The organism is Pantoea stewartii subsp. stewartii (genome assembly GCF_008801695.1).
GTDB lineage: Bacteria > Pseudomonadota > Gammaproteobacteria > Enterobacterales > Enterobacteriaceae > Pantoea > Pantoea stewartii.
The window spans coordinates 16,176-37,162 of record NZ_VZPF01000042.1 but is presented as its reverse complement, the minus strand read 5'-3'; the positions used below and the strand labels follow the sequence as shown (position 1 = coordinate 37,162).

At 53.5% G+C, this 20,987-nt stretch carries 16 protein-coding genes, 1 other RNA gene and 2 pseudogenes; 13 read left to right on the top strand and 6 right to left on the bottom strand.

Going from position 1 to position 20,987, the window contains the following annotated elements:
- Window positions 1–13 precede the first annotated feature (13 nt).
- The 4 genes and pseudogenes from F7Q90_RS13925 to F7Q90_RS13910 all read left to right on the top strand — a co-directional run.
- Complete coding sequence (locus tag F7Q90_RS13925; RefSeq protein ID WP_006118963.1) at window positions 14–472, top strand: NlpC/P60 family protein; 459 nt, start codon at window positions 14–16, stop codon at window positions 470–472.
- Window positions 473–763: 291 nt separating this feature from the next.
- Window positions 764–1,498 carry an EAL domain-containing protein gene (locus tag F7Q90_RS13920; RefSeq protein WP_006118964.1) on the top strand — a complete coding sequence of 245 codons (735 nt, stop codon included), beginning with the start codon at window positions 764–766 and terminating at the stop codon, window positions 1,496–1,498.
- A gap of 91 nt (window positions 1,499–1,589) precedes the next feature.
- Window positions 1,590–1,784, top strand: coding sequence for a hypothetical protein (locus tag F7Q90_RS13915; protein ID WP_044241935.1), 195 nt, complete (start codon window positions 1,590–1,592; stop codon window positions 1,782–1,784).
- Window positions 1,785–1,939: 155 nt separating this feature from the next.
- Window positions 1,940–3,208 (top strand): annotated as a pseudogene (locus F7Q90_RS13910) (protein adenylyltransferase SelO); the annotation flags it as partial.
- A 1-nt stretch (window position 3,209) separates the two neighbouring features.
- Here the strand turns inward: F7Q90_RS13910 and F7Q90_RS13905 are convergent.
- Entirely contained in the window at window positions 3,210–4,256 is a 1,047-nt protein-coding gene (locus F7Q90_RS13905) for a 3-deoxy-7-phosphoheptulonate synthase (RefSeq protein ID WP_006118965.1), read from the bottom strand.
- Between the two features lie 151 nt (window positions 4,257–4,407).
- Complete coding sequence (ppsR, locus tag F7Q90_RS13900; protein WP_006118966.1) at window positions 4,408–5,235, bottom strand: posphoenolpyruvate synthetase regulatory kinase/phosphorylase PpsR; 828 nt, start codon at window positions 5,233–5,235, stop codon at window positions 4,408–4,410.
- Window positions 5,236–5,675: 440 nt separating this feature from the next.
- On the opposite strand from ppsR, the gene ppsA reads away from it, so the two are divergent.
- Window positions 5,676–8,060, top strand: a complete 2,385-nt coding sequence (ppsA, locus tag F7Q90_RS13895) for a phosphoenolpyruvate synthase (RefSeq protein WP_033741141.1) — start codon at window positions 5,676–5,678, stop codon at window positions 8,058–8,060.
- A 191-nt stretch (window positions 8,061–8,251) separates the two neighbouring features.
- Here the strand turns inward: ppsA and rprA are convergent.
- Both rprA and ydiK read right to left on the bottom strand, forming a co-directional pair.
- Window positions 8,252–8,361, bottom strand: an RNA gene (rprA, locus tag F7Q90_RS28135) — antisense sRNA RprA.
- Between the two features lie 259 nt (window positions 8,362–8,620).
- On the bottom strand, window positions 8,621–9,715 hold the full coding sequence (gene ydiK, locus F7Q90_RS13890) for an AI-2E family transporter YdiK (protein ID WP_006118968.1): 1,095 nt from the start codon (window positions 9,713–9,715) through the stop codon (window positions 8,621–8,623).
- Between the two features lie 207 nt (window positions 9,716–9,922).
- On the opposite strand from ydiK, the gene ydiJ reads away from it, so the two are divergent.
- Complete coding sequence (gene ydiJ / locus F7Q90_RS13885; protein WP_006118969.1) at window positions 9,923–12,976, top strand: D-2-hydroxyglutarate dehydrogenase YdiJ; 3,054 nt, start codon at window positions 9,923–9,925, stop codon at window positions 12,974–12,976.
- A gap of 30 nt (window positions 12,977–13,006) precedes the next feature.
- Here ydiJ and F7Q90_RS13880 read toward each other — a convergent pair whose 3' ends face one another.
- Window positions 13,007–13,411: a hypothetical protein gene (locus F7Q90_RS13880; RefSeq protein ID WP_006118970.1), complete on the bottom strand. Its 405-nt coding sequence runs from the start codon at window positions 13,409–13,411 to the stop codon at window positions 13,007–13,009.
- 391 nt (window positions 13,412–13,802) lie between these two features.
- On the opposite strand from F7Q90_RS13880, the gene sufA reads away from it, so the two are divergent.
- From sufA to F7Q90_RS13845, 7 genes and pseudogenes are all read left to right on the top strand, one after another.
- Window positions 13,803–14,177: a Fe-S cluster assembly scaffold SufA gene (gene sufA / locus F7Q90_RS13875; protein WP_006118971.1), complete on the top strand. Its 375-nt coding sequence runs from the start codon at window positions 13,803–13,805 to the stop codon at window positions 14,175–14,177.
- 7 nt (window positions 14,178–14,184) lie between these two features.
- On the top strand, window positions 14,185–15,678 hold the full coding sequence (gene sufB, locus F7Q90_RS13870; RefSeq protein ID WP_006118972.1) for a Fe-S cluster assembly protein SufB: 1,494 nt from the start codon (window positions 14,185–14,187) through the stop codon (window positions 15,676–15,678).
- A gap of 46 nt (window positions 15,679–15,724) precedes the next feature.
- Window positions 15,725–16,471 carry a Fe-S cluster assembly ATPase SufC gene (gene sufC / locus F7Q90_RS13865; protein WP_006118973.1) on the top strand — a complete coding sequence of 249 codons (747 nt, stop codon included), beginning with the start codon at window positions 15,725–15,727 and terminating at the stop codon, window positions 16,469–16,471.
- Window positions 16,446–17,723 carry a Fe-S cluster assembly protein SufD gene (gene sufD, locus F7Q90_RS13860; protein WP_006118974.1) on the top strand — a complete coding sequence of 426 codons (1,278 nt, stop codon included), beginning with the start codon at window positions 16,446–16,448 and terminating at the stop codon, window positions 17,721–17,723. Before sufC ends, sufD begins: the two co-directional genes overlap by 26 nt.
- Window positions 17,723–18,946: a cysteine desulfurase SufS gene (gene sufS, locus F7Q90_RS13855; RefSeq protein WP_006118975.1), complete on the top strand. Its 1,224-nt coding sequence runs from the start codon at window positions 17,723–17,725 to the stop codon at window positions 18,944–18,946. Before sufD ends, sufS begins: the two co-directional genes overlap by 1 nt.
- A gap of 21 nt (window positions 18,947–18,967) precedes the next feature.
- Window positions 18,968–19,384 carry a cysteine desulfuration protein SufE gene (sufE, locus tag F7Q90_RS13850; protein ID WP_006118976.1) on the top strand — a complete coding sequence of 139 codons (417 nt, stop codon included), beginning with the start codon at window positions 18,968–18,970 and terminating at the stop codon, window positions 19,382–19,384.
- A 55-nt stretch (window positions 19,385–19,439) separates the two neighbouring features.
- A pseudogene (locus tag F7Q90_RS13845) lies at window positions 19,440–20,403 on the top strand (L,D-transpeptidase family protein).
- A gap of 243 nt (window positions 20,404–20,646) precedes the next feature.
- Here the strand turns inward: F7Q90_RS13845 and F7Q90_RS13840 are convergent.
- Window positions 20,647–20,883: a major outer membrane lipoprotein gene (locus F7Q90_RS13840; RefSeq protein WP_006118977.1), complete on the bottom strand. Its 237-nt coding sequence runs from the start codon at window positions 20,881–20,883 to the stop codon at window positions 20,647–20,649.
- Window positions 20,884–20,987 lie beyond the last annotated feature (104 nt).

The window sequence follows — 20,987 nt, the reverse complement described above, 5'->3', positions numbered from 1 at the left end:
AGGATGAGCTGTGATGCGCATGGGGTTGCTGTTCGTGGTGTTACTGTTGGTGGGCTGTAGCCATCGTGCACCGCCCGTCAATGGTCGCCTCTCTGACTCCATTACCGTTATCGCGCAGCTCAACGATCAACTGGGGAGCTGGCGGGGAACACCGTATCGCTATGGTGGCATGAGCCGCAAGGTCGTTGACTGCTCGGGTTTTGTCTATCTGACATTTCGGGATAAGTTTGATTTGCAGCTCCCACGCAGTACCGCCGCCCAGAGTGATATCGGCACGCGCATCAGCAAAGAGGACCTTTTGCCCGGCGACCTGGTGTTCTTCAGGACCGGCAGTGGCGAAAATGGCTTACATGTGGGCATTTACGACACGGATAACGCCTTCATCCATGCTTCAACCAGTCAGGGCGTCATTCGGTCCTCGCTGGATAATGTCTACTGGCGGAAAGTGTTTTGGCAGGCGCGACGCATATAATTTGTCAACCTAAGCCCGCCCGGTTAGTGCGGATTAATTCAGAAAATGACCGGATCTAAAAAATATTCCTAATTTGGCTTTAACCAACTCATTTTATTTATAACATTGGGAGCGGGAATCTTTTTCATACTTTACAGAATTGTCCCAAAAATTATTTGGCTTAAAGTTTATTTTCTTAAAACTAAAGCCAGTAATGGCCTAAAAATATCTATCTCATCAGTCCTTTGCTACTATTGCCAGAAAGTTTTTAATCATATACGATGCACTATCGCCACATATACTGGCTGTAAAATGAAAATTCATCTGTCGGCCGACTATGAGTCGGAAATTTGGTTTTATGCCGCCTGTTCCCAGGAAGGGCACTTAACCGCTATTGAGCTGGCTACCCAGTTCGTCCACGAAAGTGCGCCTATCACGTTGCCGCAGGATGTTCTGTTGCCGCAGCTTGATGAGACACAGCGCCTGCGCCTGCTGCAGCGGCAGGTTTCGTTACTGGAAAAGCATCAGACCTTTTTCGAAACGCACAATCTGCTGGCCTTTATGCCCACAGACGAGGGCATGGCAAGCACCCTGCTAGAAAGTGAGTTTCTGACGCGTAAAATAAAACAACTGCCCTTTTTAAGGTTGGATATCAGCGAAACGTTTCTCTCGCTCCATTTGGGAAAAAATAATCCGCTTCTCGCGGCGTTATATGGTGAGTTTAAATTGTCTCTGTCGCATTTTGGCGCGGGGAAATCGTCGACGACTGCCGTTTACGATAATCTGTTTAGCTGTATCAGGCTGGATAAACACTTTATTCAGTCGCTTGCTAAACGTGCTTCTTTTTTACCATTTATGCAAAGCATCATTGATAATTTCCGTAGCCATTGCGATCGGATGATTATTTGTGGCGTAGATGACGAAATTTTACTGGATAAAGTTAGCCATCTAAGTAATGTGCATCTGCAGGGGGCCTTGTTCCCGGTGGTGAAATCTGATGCGTTTGAGTCCTTGATCTACTCCGAGCAATTCCTGCACTCTCCCTGATATTTGCACGACTGTCGCCTGTTTAATCCCGGCTATCAACGCTACACTGTGGGTTTTATCATACGATACCCGGTGTCGTTTGGGAGTAGACATGGTCTTTGACAACAGCTGGTTTCGAGAGCTTTCGGGTACTTATACCGCCTTACATCTCACCCCGCTTGCCGGTGGCAGACTGTTATATCACAACGGTCCGCTGGCGCACGAAATGGCGCTGGAGAGCGATCTGTTTACCGGGCAGGGGCACGGTGTCTGGTACGGTGCGTCACTGTTGCCGGGGCTTTGTTGAATAATAGGTAATCATTCTGTTTTGTCTGCACTGTTTTGGTAGAAAACGCTGATGCCAGACAGAACACCGTCATACGCAAGCATGTAACGCATTGATTTTATGTTATCTGAAACAACCGTTTTCATAGTACCACAGCATAAAATCCATTTATTCAACAAAGCCTGTTGCCGGGTATGCAACCGCTGGCGCAGGTATACAGTGGCCATCAGTTCGGCGTCTGGGCAGGTCAGCTGGGTGACGGGCGCGGCATTCTGCTGGGTGAGCAGCGCCAGCAAGACGGCAGCCGTCTCGACTGGCATTTAAAAGGAGCAGGGCTGACGCCGTATTCGCGCATGGGCGATGGTCGTGCTGTGGTGCGCTCGACGGTGCGTGAGTTTCTGGCCTCGGAGGCGCTGCACCATCTGGGGATCCCGACCACGCGCGCGTTAACGATAGCCATCAGCGATGAGCCGGTTTACCGTGAAACCGCTGAGCGCGGTGCAATGCTGATGCGGATCGCGCCGAGTCATCTGCGCTTTGGCCATTTCGAACACTTCTTTTACAGCCAGCAGCCTGACAAGGTCAAACAGCTGGCGGAGTATGCCATTCGTCATCACTGGCCGCATCTGACGGAGGACGCCGACCGTTATTATCTGTGGTTCGCCGATATCGTCCTGCGCACAGCACGCCTGATTGCGCAGTGGCAGAGCGTGGGCTTTGCGCATGGTGTGATGAATACCGACAACATGTCGATCCTTGGCCTGACGATGGATTACGGTCCTTACGGTTTTCTGGATGACTACCAGCCGGACTTTATCTGTAATCACAGTGATTACCAGGGGCGCTACAGCTTCGAGAATCAGCCGATGATCGGTCTGTGGAATCTTAATCGTCTGGCGCATGCCCTCTCAGGATTACTCAGTACAGAGCAGCTAAAGCAGGCGCTGAGCGGTTATGAAAACGAACTGATGCGCGTCTGGGGCCAGCGGATGCGGGCGAAACTGGGCTTTCTGACCGAAGAGGCAGGGGATAACGCGATTCTGACCGGTCTGCTCAGCTTAATGAGTCAGGAACGGCGCGATTATACGCTGACGTTCCGCCTGCTCAGTGAAACGCAGCAGTCAGAACAGCGATCGCCGTTACGGGATGAATTTATCGATCGCGCTGCCTTTGATCGCTGGTATCAGGATTACCGCACCCGTTTGTTGCAGGAGCAGGTCAGCGATGCGACGCGCCAACAGGTGATGAAAGCGGCCAATCCGGCGCTGGTCTTGCGAAATTATCTGGCACAGCAGGCGATCGAGGCGGCGGAGCAGGGTGAGAGCGGGGCGCTGGCCCGTTTACATCAGGCGCTTCAGCAGCCCTTCAGTGACGCGACGGCCGCTGAGTATCGTCAACGGCCGCCGGACTGGGGCAAATCACTGGAAGTCAGTTGTTCCAGCTAAGTTATAAACGGTGAGAAACTGCCTCAGCTAACAGGGCCAGTACAGCTTCGCTGTCTTGCCAGTTGAGGCAGGGATCGGTGATGGACTGACCGTACGTCAGGGGCTCACCGCTCACCACTTTCTGATTGCCTTCTTCGATAAAACTTTCGATCATCACGCCCGCTACCGCGCGTGAACCTCCTTTGATCTGTTCAGCCACATCAGCAGCAACGTCGCGCTGACGACGATGCTGTTTCAGGCAGTTGCCGTGGCTGAAATCAATCACCAGCTGTGGCGCTAAGCCGAATTCATTCAGGCAGGCAGTCGCCTCGGCGACATCGGTGGCATGATAATTGGGCTGTTTACCGCCACGTAAAATCACATGGCCGTGCGGGTTGCCGCTGGTCTGGTAAATGGTCATCTGCCCCTGTTTATCCGGCGACAGGAACATATGGCTGGTTCGGGCAGCGCGAATGGCATCCACAGCAATACGCACATTGCCATCGGTGCCGTTTTTGAAGCCGACAGGACAGGAGAGCGCAGAGGCCATTTCACGATGGATCTGGCTTTCAGTGGTGCGGGCTCCAATGGCCCCCCAACTGATCAGATCGGCAATAAACTGCCCGATCACCATATCCAGAAATTCCGTTGCTGTGGGTAAGCCGAGTGCGTTGATATCAATCAGTAGTTTACGGGCAATGCCGATGCCGCGGTTCACATCAAAGCTACCGTCCAGATCCGGATCGGAGATCAGGCCTTTCCAGCCGACCACCGTACGTGGCTTTTCAAAATAGGCCCGCATCACGATTTCCAGCCGGTCCTGATACTGCTCGCGCAGCGCATTTAAACGCCGGGCATAGTCTAAAGCCGCCACCGGGTCATGCAGGGAGCAGGGACCAATCACGACCAGCAGACGGGGATCGTCGCCCGTGAGGATGCGCGCAATGCGCTTGCGTGCTGCGGTGATATTATCGGCCATGTCGGAGGAAAGCGGATATTCAGCTGCCAGACTGGCAGGAGAGATCAGGCTGCCAATGCGCGCCGTGCGCAGTTCGTCAGTTTTATTCATGGTGTTCTCTAAATGTGTTCTTCGCAGCGGTGGAATACCGGGAAGTGATGAGGGTCACAATAAACCATTAGCTTGTGAATTCAAGCATCAACGTGACAATGGCAGGCAAAATTACGGCAGCGCCACGTTACAGGGCGCTGCCGGCGGCGGATCAGTACATGCGGCGCGTCAGGCCCATAATATCGAGGATCTTGGTGGCGATCTCTTCCACGGAATAGTTGGTACTGTTGAGATAGCGAATCTGGTGGGTACGGAACAGCGCTTCCACTTCGCCCACCTCCAGTCGACACTGACGCAGGGAAGCATAGCGGGTATTTTCCGCGCGTTCCTGACGTATGGCCGCCAGGCGTTCCGGGTCAATTGTCAGGCCAAACAGTTTATGCTGATGCTGGCGCAGAGCGGGCGGCAGTTTCAGGTTATCCATATCATCGGCAATAAACGGATAGTTCGCGGCACGAATACCAAACTGCATCGCCAGATAGAGGCTGGTGGGGGTTTTACCACAACGGGAAACGCCTAACAGAATGACCTGCGCGTCTTCCAGGCCGCGCAGTGAAATGCCGTCATCATGTGCCAGGGTGTAATCAATCGCCGCAATACGCGCATCGTATTTACCCAGATTGCTGGCATCCAGTCCGTGCGTTCGGTGTGCGACCGGTGCCGGTGCGAGGCCAAGCTCCTGCTGAAGCGGAGCGACCAGCGCCTGAACAATGTCCTGACAAAACCCGTCACTTTGCAGAATGATGTCGCGCACTTCCGGCGTGACGATAGAAAAAAAGACCAGTGGACGCACGCCGCTTTGCTGAAAAAGGGCATTGATCTGCGCTTTAACCGCCTGCGCGCGCTGAACATTCTCAACGAACGGCAGGGTGACACTGTTGGTGTTTACGGGAAACTGCGATAGCACAGCGTGGCCTAACACTTCGGCTGTAATCGCAGTGCCGTCGGAGATATAAAAAACGCTTCTGTCGGTGGTCATGGAGCATGCCTCGTGCAAGGAAGTCGTGAAAAGACGGAGCAGGGTTAAGTTCAGGCGCGCGAATCCCAGCGGGGGCATGTGAAGTCTGGCTTAACCATTTGTCGTACAGTTTTAGCATAACCGACAGAAAATATTCCTTTTCTCCGCCACAGATTTGCCATGAAAAGCGCGCCTGAAGCTGCCTTTTCCACCCGCCTTGTTGCGCAACAAAAACGACGCTTCAGGCGGCATTGAAATGAAAAACACTTTTAAATGAGTAGGTTGTGATAAAAAAATATCCTTTGCGCAACGTCTTAAAAAAGCGGGTTATAGTCTGAAACTGCCGTGCAGAATCTGCTTTAACGATTCAACAGATCGTGTTTGCCAAAACGTTATGCCAGGCTGATTGTGTTAATAGCAGGATTTTCCATGTGCCCATTCATTAATAAAGGATCAGTTCAATGTCCAATAAAGGCGAACAGCCGTTAGTACTCTGGTACAACCAGCTTGGCATGCATGATGTTGATCGGGTAGGAGGCAAAAATGCGTCTCTGGGTGAGATGATTACCAATTTGTCCTCTCTGGGGGTTTCGGTACCCAATGGTTTCGCGACCACCTCCTGGGCCTTTAATCAGTTTCTTGAGCAGAGCGGTCTGAACCAGCGTATTTATGCATTGCTGGATGACACCAATATTGATGATGTTGATCAACTGGCGAAAGCAGGTAAGCAGATTCGTCAGTGGGTCGTCGAAACGCCCTTCCAGCCTGAACTTGAAGCCGCCATTTTGTCGGCCTACGAACAGCTCTCAGCAGACGATGCCGAGGCCTCTTTTGCCGTACGCTCCTCGGCCACCGCAGAAGATATGCCCGATGCCTCCTTTGCCGGACAACAGGAAACCTTTCTGAACGTGCAGGGCATCGAAGCTGTGATGGTAGCGGTGAAACATGTTTACGCATCCCTGTTTAACGATCGTGCCATCTCTTACCGTGTTCATCAGGGCTACGATCACCGGGGTGTTGCCCTGTCGGCAGGCATACAGCGTATGGTCCGTTCCGATCTGGCCGCATCAGGCGTGATGTTTACCATTGATACGGAATCTGGCTTTGATCAGGTGGTGTTTATCACGGCGGCGCTGGGGCTGGGCGAAATGGTGGTGCAGGGCGCTGTCAACCCGGATGAGTTTTACGTGCATAAACCCACACTGGCCGCGAAGCGTCCGGCAATCGTGCGCCGCAACATGGGCTCGAAAAAAGTGCGGATGGTGTATGCCGATTCACGTGAGCACGGCGAGCAGGTGCGAATCGAGGATGTGCCGGAAACGGAACGCGACCGCTTCTGCCTGAACGACAGCGAAGTTCAGGCGCTGGCACAGCAGGCGGTACTGATCGAGCAGCACTATAAGCGCCCGATGGATATTGAATGGGCAAAAGACGGGCATACCGGCAAGCTGTTCATCGTGCAGGCGCGACCGGAAACCGTGCGCTCAAATGGTCAGGTGATGGAGCGTTACACCCTGCAAGGCCAGGGAAATGTGGTCATTGAAGGCCGTGCAATTGGCCATCGCATTGGTGCCGGGCCGGTTAAGGTGATTCATGACATCAGCGAAATGAACCGTATCGAAAAAGGTGACGTGCTGGTGACCGATATGACCGATCCTGACTGGGAACCGATCATGAAAAAGGCCTCCGCTATTGTCACCAATCGCGGGGGGCGTACCTGTCATGCCGCGATTATAGCGCGTGAATTGGGAATTCCGGCGGTGGTCGGGTGCGGCGATGCCACCGAGCGCCTGAAAGAAGGTCATACCGTGACCGTGTCCTGTGCGGAAGGCGATACCGGCTATGTTTACGACGAACTGCTCGATTTTGACGTGACCAGTTCGCAGGTCGATACCATGCCGGACCTGCCGCTGAAGGTGATGATGAACGTGGGTAACCCGGATCGCGCCTTTGATTTTGCCTGCTTACCCAATGAAGGGGTTGGGCTGGCGCGCCTGGAGTTCATCATCAACCGCATGATCGGTGTGCATCCTAAAGCGCTGCTTGAGTTTGACCAACAACCGCCGGCGTTGCAGCAACACATTCGTCAGCTGATGAAAGGCTTTGACGATCCCGTCGAGTTCTACATTGCGCGCCTGACTGAAGGTATCGCTACCCTTGGCGCGGCATTCGCACCCAAACGGGTGATTGTGCGATTGTCCGACTTCAAAACCAATGAATACGCCAATCTGGTCGGCGGAGAACGATACGAACCGGAAGAAGAGAACCCCATGCTGGGCTTCCGCGGCGCTGGCCGTTACGTGTCAGAAAGCTTCCGCGACTGTTTTGCGCTTGAGTGTGAAGCGGTGAAGCGGGTGCGAAATGACATGGGACTGACCAATGTCGAGATCATGGTGCCGTTTGTACGTACGGTGGACCAGGCGCAGGCGGTGGTCGAAGAGTTAGGTCGTCAGGGCCTGAAGCGGGGTGAGAACGGACTGAAGGTCATTATGATGTGTGAAATCCCGTCAAATGCTCTGCTGGCGGAGCAGTTTTTACAGCACTTTGACGGCTTCTCCATTGGCTCGAACGACATGACGCAGCTGGCGCTGGGGCTCGATCGTGATTCCGGCGTCGTGTCTGCCCTGTTTGATGAACGCAATGAGGCGGTGAAAGCCTTACTGTCCATGGCGATCAAGGCGGCGAAAAAACAGGGTAAATACGTCGGTATCTGTGGACAAGGGCCTTCGGATCATCAGGATTTTGCGGCCTGGTTGATGGAGCAGGGCATCGACAGTTTGTCACTTAACCCGGATACCGTCGTGGAAACGTGGCTGAGCCTGGCGGCCCTGAATAAGTCTGCCTGACGCGACGTTTACACTGTTACTTTAAGGCCAGCGCAAGCTGGCTTTTTTATTCCCGGCGGAAAAACAGACGGGGTTGATCAGTGCTGACCCGCTCCGGTTGTCGAGATATCACTTGCGCGGAAAGCGTATATGGGGCGAGGTTGCTCTTCGGCCTTGACCGGTAAAAAGAGGGCGCAACCCCTTTTCGACAGGCAAAAAAAAGCCCATCACAGGGGGTGGGCAAAGACTACACACAGCAATTCTTTACGCTACTCAGGGGAAATAAGGGTGTTTAGAAATCAGTGAGTTGATTTCAAACTTGTTAAATATGTTATTCATACCGCTTGCTGGCGTCTTTAAGAATCCTCTTATTAGTTTAAAGGAAATAATATTTTGACCATCATTAAGAGCGTTGAGGAGAGTTATTATGTATGAAAAATAATCATTTCAGGCCGAAAAATGGGCTTAAAGCGCTAAATATGCGTTTTATCTTAAAAACTACTAATGGAAAAAAGGCTGGTGATATCTTAATCAGCCAGCCTACTTAACCACTACTAATCATATGAAATGCAGAACAGGGCCTATTGATCCGTCTTTTCGTCCAGGGCTTTGAGCGGATCGACCGGTGGTCTGGGCACTTCATTCATCCAGACGGACACCAGGCGATAGGAGACGGCCAGCACGACGGGGCCGATAAACAGTCCGATCATGCCAAACGCGATGAGTCCGCCAATGACACCGGATAAAATCAGAATCAGCGGCAGGTCGGCACCCATACGAATCAGCACGGGACGCAAAATATTGTCCAGTGTTCCGACGACGCAGCTCCACACCAGCAGCACCGTGCCCCAGGTCGTATCGCCGCTCCAGTAAAGATAAACGATGGCGGGCACCAGCACCAGCAGGGGACCAATCTGGACCAGACAGCAGAGGATCATCAGGACGGTCAGCAAGGTCGCATAAGGAATGCCGGAGATGGCCAGCCCGATACCGCCCAGCACGCCCTGTACCAGCGCAGTCACCACCACGCCCAGCGCCACCGCGCGTACGGCTTGCCCGGCCAGCAAAACGGCGGCATCACCGCGACGGCCCGCCATGCGCACAGCGAAATGGCGAATTCCCAGCGCCGCCTGTTCACCGCGCCAGTAGAGCAGCACGCTAAACAGCAGCATCACGGCCAGATGAATCATAAACCGGCCAAAGTGTCCGGCCTGCGCAACAAAGAAGCCTGTTGTACGACCGACGTAAGGCTGAAGCTTGGCCATGATGGCCGCACCGCCGCCGGCCACCAGTTTCTGGTAGCTGGCATACAGTTTTTCCCCGACCACAGGAATGTCATTCAGCCAGCTCAGCGTCGGCAGCATATGGCCCTGCGTCGCCCAGGCAATTACCGGAGCACTGTTATCAATCAGGCTGTTCACCAGCAGGGCAACCGGAATAATAAACAGCAGCAGAAGCAGAATGGTCATCACAATGACGGCCAGAGAACGCCGGCCCCAGAGCAGTCGCTGAATTCTCAGCATCAACGGCCAGGTTGCAATCACTACCATGCTGGCCCAGGCGAAGCCGAGGATAAAAGGTTGCACCACCCATAAGCAGGCGGCAATCAACAGCAAAATGAATATCAGAGTGAACAACATTTGGGGAAGGTCTATCTGCCGTTCCAGGCTTTTCATCTTAAGCATTACCTCTTTGAGATCCGTCAACGCAGGGGATGACAGTGACCCGTCATCATGAGCTATTTGAGGGCGTTTAAACAGGCTTGTAAAGAAATGGTTTCAGCCTTTCCTGAAAAAACGACAGGGCTGACAGAAATGTGATAAAACAGGAGATTAACGCACGCGACAGACGCAAACCTACACAACATCTTTGGTCACAGAATCATGATCCCACAGATTTCTCAGGCACCGGGTCTTATCCAGCGGGTGCTGACATTCCTTGAAACCCTCAAAGAACAGGGCTTCACCGGCGATACCGCCACCAGTTATGCCGACAGGCTTTCTCTCTCAACCGACAACAGCATCTATCAGCTGCTGCCCGATGCGGTGCTGTTTCCGCGCTCGACGGCTGATGTCGCGCTGATTGCCCGCGTAGCGGGGGACCCGGCGTTCTCGAGTCTGGTTTTCACCCCGCGCGGTGGCGGGACCGGCACTAACGGCCAGTCACTGAATCAGGGCATTATTGTGGATATGTCCCGCTACATGAACCGTATCCTGGAGGTTAACACCGAACAGGGATGGGTGCGTGTAGAAGCGGGCGTGGTTAAAGATCAACTTAACGCGTATCTGAAACCGTTTGGTTACTTTTTCTCGCCAGAGTTGTCGACCAGTAACCGTGCTACGCTGGGCGGCATGATCAATACCGATGCCTCCGGCCAGGGATCGCTGGTGTATGGTAAAACCTCTGATCATGTTCTTGGGTTGCGGGCGGTCCTGCTGGGGGGCGATATTCTGGATACCCGGCCCATGCCCACGGCGCTGGCCGAAAGCCTGGCGCAAACGCCCACGCCAGAGGGCCGCATCTATCAGCAGGTTCTGAGGCGATGTAGCGAACAGCGTGACCTGATTCTGGAAAAATTTCCCAAACTGAACCGCTTCCTGACCGGCTACGATTTGCGTCATGTCTTTAGCGACGATATGCAAACGTTTGACCTGACGCGCCTGCTGTGCGGCGCAGAAGGCACGCTGGCCTTTATCAGTGAAGCCCGGCTGGACATTACGCCCCTGCCTAAAGTGCGGCGCGTGGTGAATATCAAATACGACTCCTTTGATTCTGCTTTGCGCAATGCGCCTCTGATGGTACAGGCGCAGGCTCTGTCCGTCGAAACGGTGGACTCGAAAGTGCTCAATCTGGCACGGGAGGACATCGTCTGGCACTCCGTGAAAGCGCTGATCACCGATGTTCCCGACAAAACGATGTCAGGGCTGAATATTGTGGAGTTTGCCGGGGATGACGAAGCGAAAATTGAGCAGCAACTGACGCAACTGTGCAGCCGACTTGATGCGCTGATCGCGCAGCAGGAAGGCGGCGTCATTGGCTATCAACGCTGTAACGACCTGGACAGCATCGAACGCATTTATAACATGCGTAAAAAAGCGGTGGGATTATTGGGCAATGCGAAAGGGCGGGCGAAGCCGATTCCGTTTGTCGAAGATACGGCCGTGCCGCCGGAACACCTTGCCGACTACATCGTCGAGTTCCGTGCGCTTCTTGACAGCCATGGCCTGAGTTACGGCATGTTTGGCCATGTGGACGCGGGCGTGCTCCATGTCCGTCCGGCGCTGGATATGTGCGATCCGCATCAGGAAATGATGATGAAGCAGATTTCTGATGAGGTGGTCGAACTGACCGCGCGCTATGGCGGTCTGCTGTGGGGCGAACATGGCAAGGGCTTTCGCGCGCAATACAGTCCGGCCTTCTTCGGGGACACCCTCTTCAACGAACTGCGCCGTATCAAAGCGGCGTTCGATCCCGATAACCGGCTGAACCCCGGCAAGATCTGTACGCCTTACAACAGCGATGCGGCGATGATGCAGGTGGATGCCACCAAACGCGGCAGCTATGACCGCCAGATTCCTGTACAGGTGCGTGACACCTGGCGTGGCGCGATGGAATGTAACGGTAATGGCTTGTGCTTCAATTTCGACGTGCGCAGCCCGATGTGCCCCTCGATGAAAATCACGCGCAACCGCATTCATTCACCTAAAGGGCGCGCCACCTTAACACGCGAATGGCTGCGCTTGCTGGCAGAGCAGGGCGTGGATCCGGTGATGCTGGAGAAAAAACTGCCGGAGAAGACGTTGTCGTTGCGGGGGCTGGTTGGCCGCATGCGGAACACCTGGTATGCGAATAAAGGGGAATATGATTTTTCGCATGAAGTGAAGGACGCCATGTCAGGCTGCCTGGCCTGTAAGGCCTGTTCAACCCAGTGCCCGATTAAAATTGACGTGCCGGCTTTCCGCTCGCGTTTTTTGCAGCTTTATCATACGCGCTATCTTCGTCCCCTGAGCGATCATCTGGTGGCCGCGGTGGAAAGCTATGCGCCCGTGATGGCAAAAGCGCCTACGGTCTTTAACTTCTTCCTTAAACAGCCCTGGGCCGCATCGTTCAGCAAAACGCACATTGGCATGGTGGATTTGCCCTTGCTTTCCTCACCCACTCTCAAACAGCAGCTGAGCGGCCATCCGGCAATGCAGATGACGCTGGAACAGCTTGAAGGGCTGACGGAGGCGCAGCGGGCGAAAACGGTGCTGGTGGTGCAGGATCCCTTTACCAGCTTCTATGAGGCCCGGCTGGTCAGCGACTTTATCAGGCTGATTGAGAAACTCGGCTATCAACCTGTTCTGTTGCCCTTCTCGCCAAACGGTAAGGCACAACACGTTAAAGGCTTTTTACAACGCTTTGCCCGCACGGCCAGTAAAACCGCCGATTTTCTCAATCGCGTCGCCCGGCTGGGCATGCCAATGGTTGGCATCGATCCCGCAACGGTCCTGTGTTATCGCGATGAATATCGCCAGACGCTGGGGGAGGCGCGGGGCGATTTCAATGTGCTGTTGGTGCATGAATGGTTGCAGAATGCGGTGCAGGAACGTGACGTCCAGATTGCCAGCGGCGAAGCCTGGTATCTGTTTGCGCACTGCACCGAAGTCACCGCCTTGCCTGCAACACCCGGTCAGTGGCAGGCGATTTTTTTACGTTTTGGTGCAAAGCTGGAAAACATCAACGTGGGCTGCTGTGGCATGGCGGGCACTTACGGACACGAGAGCAAAAATCTGGACAATTCGCTGGGCATATATGCGCTCTCATGGCATCCGCAGTTGCAAAAGCTGCCGCGTCAACGCTGTCTGGCAACCGGTTTTTCCTGCCGGAGCCAGGTTAAACGTGTTGAAGGCAATGGCATGCGCCATCCGCTTCAGGCTCTGCTTGAGCTGGTGTAAAAAGGCAGGAGACGTCAACCGCAGGCTGGATTAGAATATCCAGCCTGCATGTTTGACAAAGTTACTCTGGAGCACCGTCGCCTGTTCCCATTCACCTGTAATGGCCAGCTGGTGGCATAGCCGGGTCAGTGACAGTCTTGCAAGCTGGTAAGCCTGAATGCGAAACAGCCGATCCCGGTCGGGATTTTGCATTTCTACGACCAGTCGGTGATGAAGCTTACCCATGGCATGCAAATAACTCTGGTCGTCACCGTTCAGTTGGCAAAGTTCTGCCATATCCAGACAGGTATCATTGAACTGACGTAACTGCTGAACGGTACACTCAGCCCGGTCAAGTCTGGCCTGCGCCAGGTAAAAATCGACAGTGAGATCGCGAACCGAAAAACGGTATTCATCAAGTTTGTGCTGAAGCCAGGCGGAAACCGATAACGACATAACGCATTCTGATGCTGAATGATAATAATTATTATATTCAACTGAGCAGCGATTGCAATTGGCAAATGAGAATTTTTTTCCGATTTATTTCACCTGTCGGTATAATCGGAAATAACAATCTGTTTACAACACAGAAAGGCGTAACCTATCAATAAAGGGTTTATCATAAAGTGATGATTTTAAAATTCACCAGTTATTAACAGGTTACGAGGTCATACTTCCTGCCTGTTTTGCGAATGCAAGCCTGGCTGAAGACGCTATGCTTAATAAATGCGCTGTTAAAAACAGCACCTAATGATTATCCCTGCAAAACAAGAGGTTGAAGTGATCAGTGAGATCACTACCATAGGGGGATAGCCTGAAAAGGTCCGGACTCACAAGAGGTAGCAACATGTCATCCGTGAATGCAGACTCTTTCTCACCTGACGAATATGTGTGGAAAGGGTTAACGCTGACCGAAACCGCAGCGAAACAAATTCTAAATCTGGCCGCAGAAAACCCAGAAGTCAAGGGCCTGCGTTTAGCGATTAAACAATCCGGTTGTGCCGGCTTTGGTTATGTCATGGATCTGGTGAAGCAACCAGAAGATGACGACCTGCAGTTTACCTACTACGGCGCAACATTGTTTGTACCGCTTCAGGCGATGCCATTTATCGATGGCACTGAAGTGGATTACGTCCGTGAAGGCCTGAATCAAATTTTTAAATTCAATAACCCTAAAGCTCAACACGCCTGCGGGTGCGGTGAAAGCTTTGGCGTCGAGTAAGTGAAATATGTCACGACACAGCGAAACATCTGACGATGTACAAATGTGGGAAGGCAAGCTCAATTATAAAGAGGGCTTCTTTACCCAGTTGCAAACCGAAGAATTTGCCAACGGCATCAATGAAGATGTCGTGCGCGCAATTTCGGCTAAGCGTAACGAGCCAGAGTGGATGCTGGAGTTTCGGCTTAAAGCTTTTCGTGCCTGGCTGGAAATGGAAGAGCCACACTGGCTGAAAGCGCACTACGAAAAGCTCGACTATCAGGATTACAGTTACTATTCCGCGCCGTCGTGCGGCAATTGTGACGATACCTGTGCGTCGGAGCCGGGAGCCACGCAGGCTTCAGGCGCGACGCCTGCCAACGATTACCTGACGCAGGAAGTGGAAAACGCCTTCAACCAACTGGGTGTACCGGTGCGTGAAGGCAAGGAAGTGGCGGTTGACGCCATTTTTGACTCGGTGTCGGTGTCCACCACCTATCGTAGCAAGCTGGCGGAACAGGGCATTATCTTCTGCTCGTTCGGTGAAGCCATTCACGATCATCCGGAGCTGGTGAAGAAATATCTGGGCACGGTAGTGCCACCCAATGACAACTTCTTCGCTGCCCTGAATTCAGCGGTTGCGTCAGACGGTACCTTTGTTTACATCCCGAAAGGGGTGCGTTGTCCGATGGAGCTGTCGACCTACTTCCGTATTAACGCGGCGAAAACCGGTCAGTTTGAACGCACCATCCTGATTGCTGATGAAGACAGCTATGTCAGCTATATTGAAGGCTGTTCTGCACCGGTCCGTGACAGCTATCAGCTGCACGCAGCGGTGGTCGAGGTGATCATCCACAAGAATGCGGAAGTGAAATACTCCACCGTGCAGAACTGGTTCCCGGGCGGTGAAGGCGAGGGCGGTATCCTTAACTTCGTGACCAAGCGTGCGCTGTGTGAAGGCGACCGCAGTAAAATGTCCTGGACGCAGTCGGAAACCGGGTCGGCCATTACGTGGAAATACCCGAGCTGTATCCTGCGTGGCGATCACTCCGTGGGCGAGTTCTACTCCGTCGCCTTAACCAGCGGACGCCAGCAGGCGGACACCGGTACCAAGATGATTCACATTGGTAAAAACACCCGGTCGACCATTATCTCCAAAGGTATTTCTGCCGGTAAAAGCCAGAACACTTACCGTGGCCTGGTGAAAATCATGCCGACGGCCACCAACGCACGTAACTTTACCCAGTGTGATTCCATGCTGATTGGGCCAGATTGTGGAGCACATACGTTCCCGTATGTTGAAACCCGCAACAACACCGCCCAGCTGGAGCATGAAGCGACCACTTCACGTATCGGCGAAGATCAGATGTTCTACTGTCTGCAACGTGGCATCAGTGAAGAAGATGCTATCTCGATGATCGTGAACGGCTTCTGTAAAGACGTATTCTCTGAGCTGCCGCTGGAATTTGCAGTGGAAGCACAAAAACTGTTAGCCATCAGCCTTGAGCACAGTGTGGGCTGATTGACGCCGTCACACGCGTTGCCGGAAGCAATGTGAAGGAATAAGTATGTTAAGTATTAAAGATTTACAGGTTAGCGTTGAAGACAAAGCGATCTTACGTGGTCTGAACCTTGAGATTAAACCAGGCGAAGTTCATGCCATCATGGGACCGAATGGTTCAGGTAAAAGTACGCTGTCTGCGACCTTAGCTGGCCGTGAAGACTATGAAATCACCGGCGGTTCAGTGACCTTTAAAGGCAAAGACCTGCTGGAGCTGGAGCCGGAAGAGCGCGCGGGTGAAGGGATCTTCATGGCGTTCCAGTATCCGGTTGAAATTCCTGGCGTCAGCAACCAGTTTTTCCTGCAGACCTCTGTGAACGCAGTGCGCAAATACCGTCAGCAGGATGAGCTCGATCGTTTTGATTTCCAGGATTTCATCGAAGAGAAAATTAATCTGCTCAAGATGCCTGAAGATCTGCTGACCCGTTCTGTCAACGTCGGTTTCTCCGGCGGTGAGAAGAAGCGTAACGATATTCTGCAGATGGCCGCGCTTGAGCCCGATCTGTGCATTCTGGACGAAACGGACTCCGGTCTCGACATCGATGCCCTGAAAATCGTGGCTAACGGCGTAAACAGCCTGCGCGATGAGAAGCGTGCGTTCATCATCGTCACGCACTATCAGCGTATCCTGGACTATATCAAACCTGATTTTGTGCATGTGCTGTATCAGGGCAAGATCGTGAAATCTGGCGACTTCTCGCTGGTGAAACAGTTGGAGGAGCAGGGTTATGGCTGGCTTACCGACGAAGAGTGATACTGCGCTGCAACAGTGGCACCACCTGTTTGAATCGCGCGGTGAACTGCGCTCCATGCAGGCACAGCAGCACTGGCAGCAGTTAATGCGTCTGGGCTTGCCCACGCGCAAGCATGAAAACTGGAAATACACGCCGCTGGATGGCCTGCTGGCACAGCACTTTGTGTTGCCTGAGTCTCAGGACGTGAGTGCTTCACAGGTTGAAGCGCTCGCTTTGCCGCTGGATGCCATTCGTCTGGTGTTTGTCGACGGCAAATTCCAGTCTGCGCTGAGCGCGACCGGGACTGATTTTTTCGAGATTCAGCACAGCGTTGCCGCTGAGCGTCGCGATCTGCCTGCGCCCGTTCAGCCAGAAGTCTTTCTGCATCTGACGGAAAGCCTGGCTGAAGAAGTGACCCATATTCGTCTGCCGCGCGGTAAGGCGGCTTCACGTCCGCTTTACCTGCTGCACATCACCAGCGGCAAAGATGATGGCATGAACACCGTTCATTACCGTCATCATCTGCAACTGGAAGAGAGTGCAGAAGCGGAAGTCATCGAGCACTATGTCACGCTGAACGACAGCGCGCACTTCACCGGCGGTCGCTTTACCTTTGCTGTCGCTGATAATGCTACGCTGAAGCACACCAAGCTGGCCTTTGAAAGCACTAAAAGTTATCACTTTGCCCATAATGACATCGTGATTAACCGTGATGCGCAGGTGACCAGCACCAGCTTCTTACTGGGTGCGGGTTTAAGCCGTCATAACACCAGTACGCAGCTCAATGGTGAAAACACCCAGCTGTCTTTGAACAGTCTGGTGCTGCCCGTGAATCAGGAAGTGGCGGATACCCGCACCTATCTTGAGCATAACAAAGGCCACTGCCTGAGCCGTCAGATGCACAAAACCATCGTGCGTGACAAAGGGCGTGCGGTGTTTAACGGCCACATCAAAGTGGCGCAGCATGCGTTAAAGACAGATGGTCAGATGACCAACAACAATCTGCTGTTAGGCCGCTTGGCCGAAGTGGATACCAAGCCGCAGCTGGAAATTTATGCCGATGACGTTAAATGCAGCCACGGTGCGACCGTAGGCCGTATTGATGACGAGCAGATGTTCTACCTGCGTTCGCGCGGTATCGAGCAGGACGCCGCGCAGACCATGATCATTCACGCCTTTGCGGCTGAGTTAACCGAAACGCTGGAGAACCCCGTTCTTCGCCAGGCGGTGCTCCAGCGCATTGCTCAGCGTTTTCCAGGAGACAACTCATGATGAACTTCGATCTCGAGCGTATCAGAGCGGATTTTCCGGTTCTGAAGCGTGAGGTCAACGGTCATCCGCTGGCTTACCTTGACAGCGCGGCCAGCGCACAGCGTCCTTTGTCGGTCATCAATGCCGAAAGCCATTTCTACCAGCACGGCTATGCCGCCGTGCACCGCGGTATTCACACGCTCAGCCAGCAGGCAACCAGCGATATGGAAAACGTTCGCGAACAGGCGGCACGTTTTCTGAATGCGGCTTCTGCGGAAGAAATCGTTTTTGTTAAAGGTACGACGGAAGGCATCAACCTGGTTGCCAACAGCTGGGCGGGCAGTCAACTGCAACCCGGTGATAACCTGATTATCACGCAGATGGAGCACCATGCGAATATCGTGCCCTGGCAGATGGTGGCTGAACGCTGTGGTGCGGAAATTCGGGTACTGCCCCTGACCGACAACGGTGAGCTGGCGCTGGATCAACTGGCGGGGCTGATTGACAGCCGCACGCGCCTGCTGGCGGTCACCCATGTGTCCAATGTGCTTGGTACGGTGAATCCGGTCAAAGCCATCGTCGCGCAGGCCAGGGCAGCAGGTGTGGTTACCCTGATCGACGGGGCGCAGGCCGTGATGCACAGCGCCGTCGATGTACAGGATATCGGCTGCGACTTCTATGTGTTCTCCGGCCATAAGCTCTATGGCCCAACGGGCATTGGCGTGCTGTATGGCCGCAAGGCGCTGCTGGACATCATGCCGCCCTGGGAAGGGGGCGGATCGATGATTGGTGAAGTCCTGCTGCCCACCGGCACCAACTGGAATACGGCACCGTGGCGTTTTGAAGCCGGAACGCCGAATACCGGTGGCATCATTGGTCTGGGCGCCGCGCTGGAGTATGTTGAGGCGCTGGGACTGGATACGATTCATCAGCGGGAAACAATCCTGATGAATTATGCGCTTGATAAGCTCGCCTCCGTGCCGGATATCCAGATCTACGGTTCGCAGCAGCGTACCGGTGTGATTGCCTTTAACCTGGGCAAACATCACGCCTTTGATGTCGGCAGCTTCCTTGATCAGTACGGTATAGCGATTCGTACCGGCCACCATTGCGCTATGCCGCTGCTGCGCCATTATCAGGTCCCCGCGATGTGTCGCGCTTCTTTCACGTTCTACAACAGTGAAGACGAAGTGGATCGGCTGGCGGCAGGTCTGACGCGTATTCATCGCCTGCTGGGCGGCTGAACAACGTAAACGGAGTGATTCATGGCCACGTTGCCAGAAAAAGAGAAACTGGTGCGCAACTTTAATCGTTGCGCTAACTGGGAAGAGAAGTATCTGTACATCATTGAATTAGGTGCCAAACTCCCGGAATCGTCTGAAACACTGCACCAGCCTGAAAATGCCATTACCGGCTGTCAGAGTCAGGTGTGGATCAAGATGACCCCGCAGGCAGACGGTACGATCGCCTTTGAAGGTGACAGTGATGCAGCTATCGTTAAGGGACTGATTGCTATCGTATTTAGCCTTTATCAGAACCTGCAACCCGCTGAAATCGTAGCACTGGATGTTCGCCACTGGTTCAGCGAACTGGCCCTCGTTCAGCACCTCACGCCGACGCGCTCGCAGGGGCTGGAGGCGATGATTAAGTCAATTCGCCATACCGCTCAGAACCTCAGCTAAGATACACTCCAAAGACGCCATCCGGCGTCTTTTTACTGTCTGATGAGAACATCGCATGAAACCTGCTTTTTATATAGCCGGTGCATTGCTGCTGACCTGTTTTGGGCTCTCTGCACCCGGTTTTGCTACCGAATATCCCTTGCCGCCGCCTGGCAGCCGCCTGACAGGTGAAAATCTTGTTACCCAGGTGCCAGATAATAAACGCCCGCTGGAAGATATCGCTGCGCGTTATCAGGTTGGCCTGCTGGGCATGCTGGAAGCGAACCCAGGCACCGATCCGTGGTTGCCCAAGCCGGGTACGCAGCTGACCATTCCGCTACAGATGATTCTGCCGGATACGCCACGCGAAGGCATTGTGGTAAACCTGGCGGAACTGCGGTTGTACTATTACCCAAAAGGTGAAAACAAGGTCATCGTGTATCCGATTGGTATCGGTCAGATGGGGATCATGACGCCCGTGATGGTGACCAGCATCAGCCAGAAAATCCCTAACCCCACCTGGACGCCTACCGCGAATATTCGCAAGCGCTACGCGAAAGAGGGCATTACCACTGCCTGCAGTGGTGCCCGCAGGCCCGGATAACCCTATGGGGCTGCATGCGTTGCGTATGGCGCGGGGAACCGGGCAATACCTTATCCATGGTACCAATGCCAATTTTGGTATCGGCATGCGCGTGAGTTCGGGTTGTATTCGCCTGCGCACGGACGATATTGAAGCACTGTTTAATGCGGTGCCGGTGGGAACGCGTGTGCAGGTGATTAACCAACCGGTGAAATATACCGTTGAGCCCGATGGCAAACGTTACGTTGAAGTCCATCAGCCCTTGTCGCGCAGCGAGAAAGACGATCCGCAAACCGCGCCTCTGGCCTTAAGTGCGGGCTTCAGGACGTTTATGAAGAGCGAGAAAAGTGACCAGGCCTTGATTAACGCTACGCTGACGCGCCGTTCGGGCATGCCGGTGCTGGTCAGTGCCGGTGAGCCGGTGCGGGATGAGGCAAGCGTCCTGACGGCACACTAATTAATGCGGGACAGGGCGCGAGTCCTGTCAGTGTACTAACCGAAGCAGATTGAGGCGACAGGCCTGCCTGGACATAACCGATGCGGAATGGGGCTATCGGACAGTCGCGACAGTAAACGAGGCAGGACAGGGCAAACGTGCTGTCGACGAACGACGCGGCATCAGTGAAAGAGAAGGCGTTAGTTGCGGATCAGCAGACAAAAAAATGGTGCCACAAGGGCACCATTTTTAAAACCAGAACTCTTACTTACGGTAAGAGTGAGCCTGGTTGTCCAGACGCTGGTTAGCGCGAGCTGCGTCATCTTTAGCAGCCTGAACGTCAGAACGCACTGCGTTCACGTCGTTGCTCAGCTGGTCAACTTTAGCGTTCAGAGTCTGAACGTCTGAAGACAGCTGGTCGATTTTAGCGTTGCTTGAGCAACCAGCCAGCAGAGTTGAACCCAGGATTACCGCGCCCAGTACCAGTTTAGTACGATTCATTATTTATACCCTCTAGATTGAGTTAATCTCCATGTAGCGTTACAAGTATTACACAAAGCTTTTTAACTTGAGAATAATTTTTTGATAAGAACATGCTTAAACAT

What these genes read in the sequence shown, in the direction of transcription:
- F7Q90_RS13925 (WP_006118963.1), top strand. Translation starts at nt 14, where the DNA reads ATGCGCATGGGGTTGCTGTTCGTGGTGTTACTGTTGGTGGGCTGTAGC.
- F7Q90_RS13920 (WP_006118964.1), top strand. Translation starts at nt 764, where the DNA reads ATGAAAATTCATCTGTCGGCCGACTATGAGTCGGAAATTTGGTTTTAT.
- F7Q90_RS13915 (WP_044241935.1), top strand. Translation starts at nt 1,590, where the DNA reads ATGGTCTTTGACAACAGCTGGTTTCGAGAGCTTTCGGGTACTTATACC.
- F7Q90_RS13905 (WP_006118965.1), bottom strand. Translation starts at nt 4,256, where the DNA reads ATGAATAAAACTGACGAACTGCGCACGGCGCGCATTGGCAGCCTGATC.
- ppsR (WP_006118966.1), bottom strand. Translation starts at nt 5,235, where the DNA reads ATGACCACCGACAGAAGCGTTTTTTATATCTCCGACGGCACTGCGATT.
- ppsA (WP_033741141.1), top strand. Translation starts at nt 5,676, where the DNA reads ATGTCCAATAAAGGCGAACAGCCGTTAGTACTCTGGTACAACCAGCTT.
- ydiK (WP_006118968.1), bottom strand. Translation starts at nt 9,715, where the DNA reads ATGAAAAGCCTGGAACGGCAGATAGACCTTCCCCAAATGTTGTTCACT.
- ydiJ (WP_006118969.1), top strand. Translation starts at nt 9,923, where the DNA reads ATGATCCCACAGATTTCTCAGGCACCGGGTCTTATCCAGCGGGTGCTG.
- F7Q90_RS13880 (WP_006118970.1), bottom strand. Translation starts at nt 13,411, where the DNA reads ATGTCGTTATCGGTTTCCGCCTGGCTTCAGCACAAACTTGATGAATAC.
- sufA (WP_006118971.1), top strand. Translation starts at nt 13,803, where the DNA reads ATGTCATCCGTGAATGCAGACTCTTTCTCACCTGACGAATATGTGTGG.
- sufB (WP_006118972.1), top strand. Translation starts at nt 14,185, where the DNA reads ATGTCACGACACAGCGAAACATCTGACGATGTACAAATGTGGGAAGGC.
- sufC (WP_006118973.1), top strand. Translation starts at nt 15,725, where the DNA reads ATGTTAAGTATTAAAGATTTACAGGTTAGCGTTGAAGACAAAGCGATC.
- sufD (WP_006118974.1), top strand. Translation starts at nt 16,446, where the DNA reads ATGGCTGGCTTACCGACGAAGAGTGATACTGCGCTGCAACAGTGGCAC.
- sufS (WP_006118975.1), top strand. Translation starts at nt 17,723, where the DNA reads ATGAACTTCGATCTCGAGCGTATCAGAGCGGATTTTCCGGTTCTGAAG.
- sufE (WP_006118976.1), top strand. Translation starts at nt 18,968, where the DNA reads ATGGCCACGTTGCCAGAAAAAGAGAAACTGGTGCGCAACTTTAATCGT.
- F7Q90_RS13840 (WP_006118977.1), bottom strand. Translation starts at nt 20,883, where the DNA reads ATGAATCGTACTAAACTGGTACTGGGCGCGGTAATCCTGGGTTCAACT.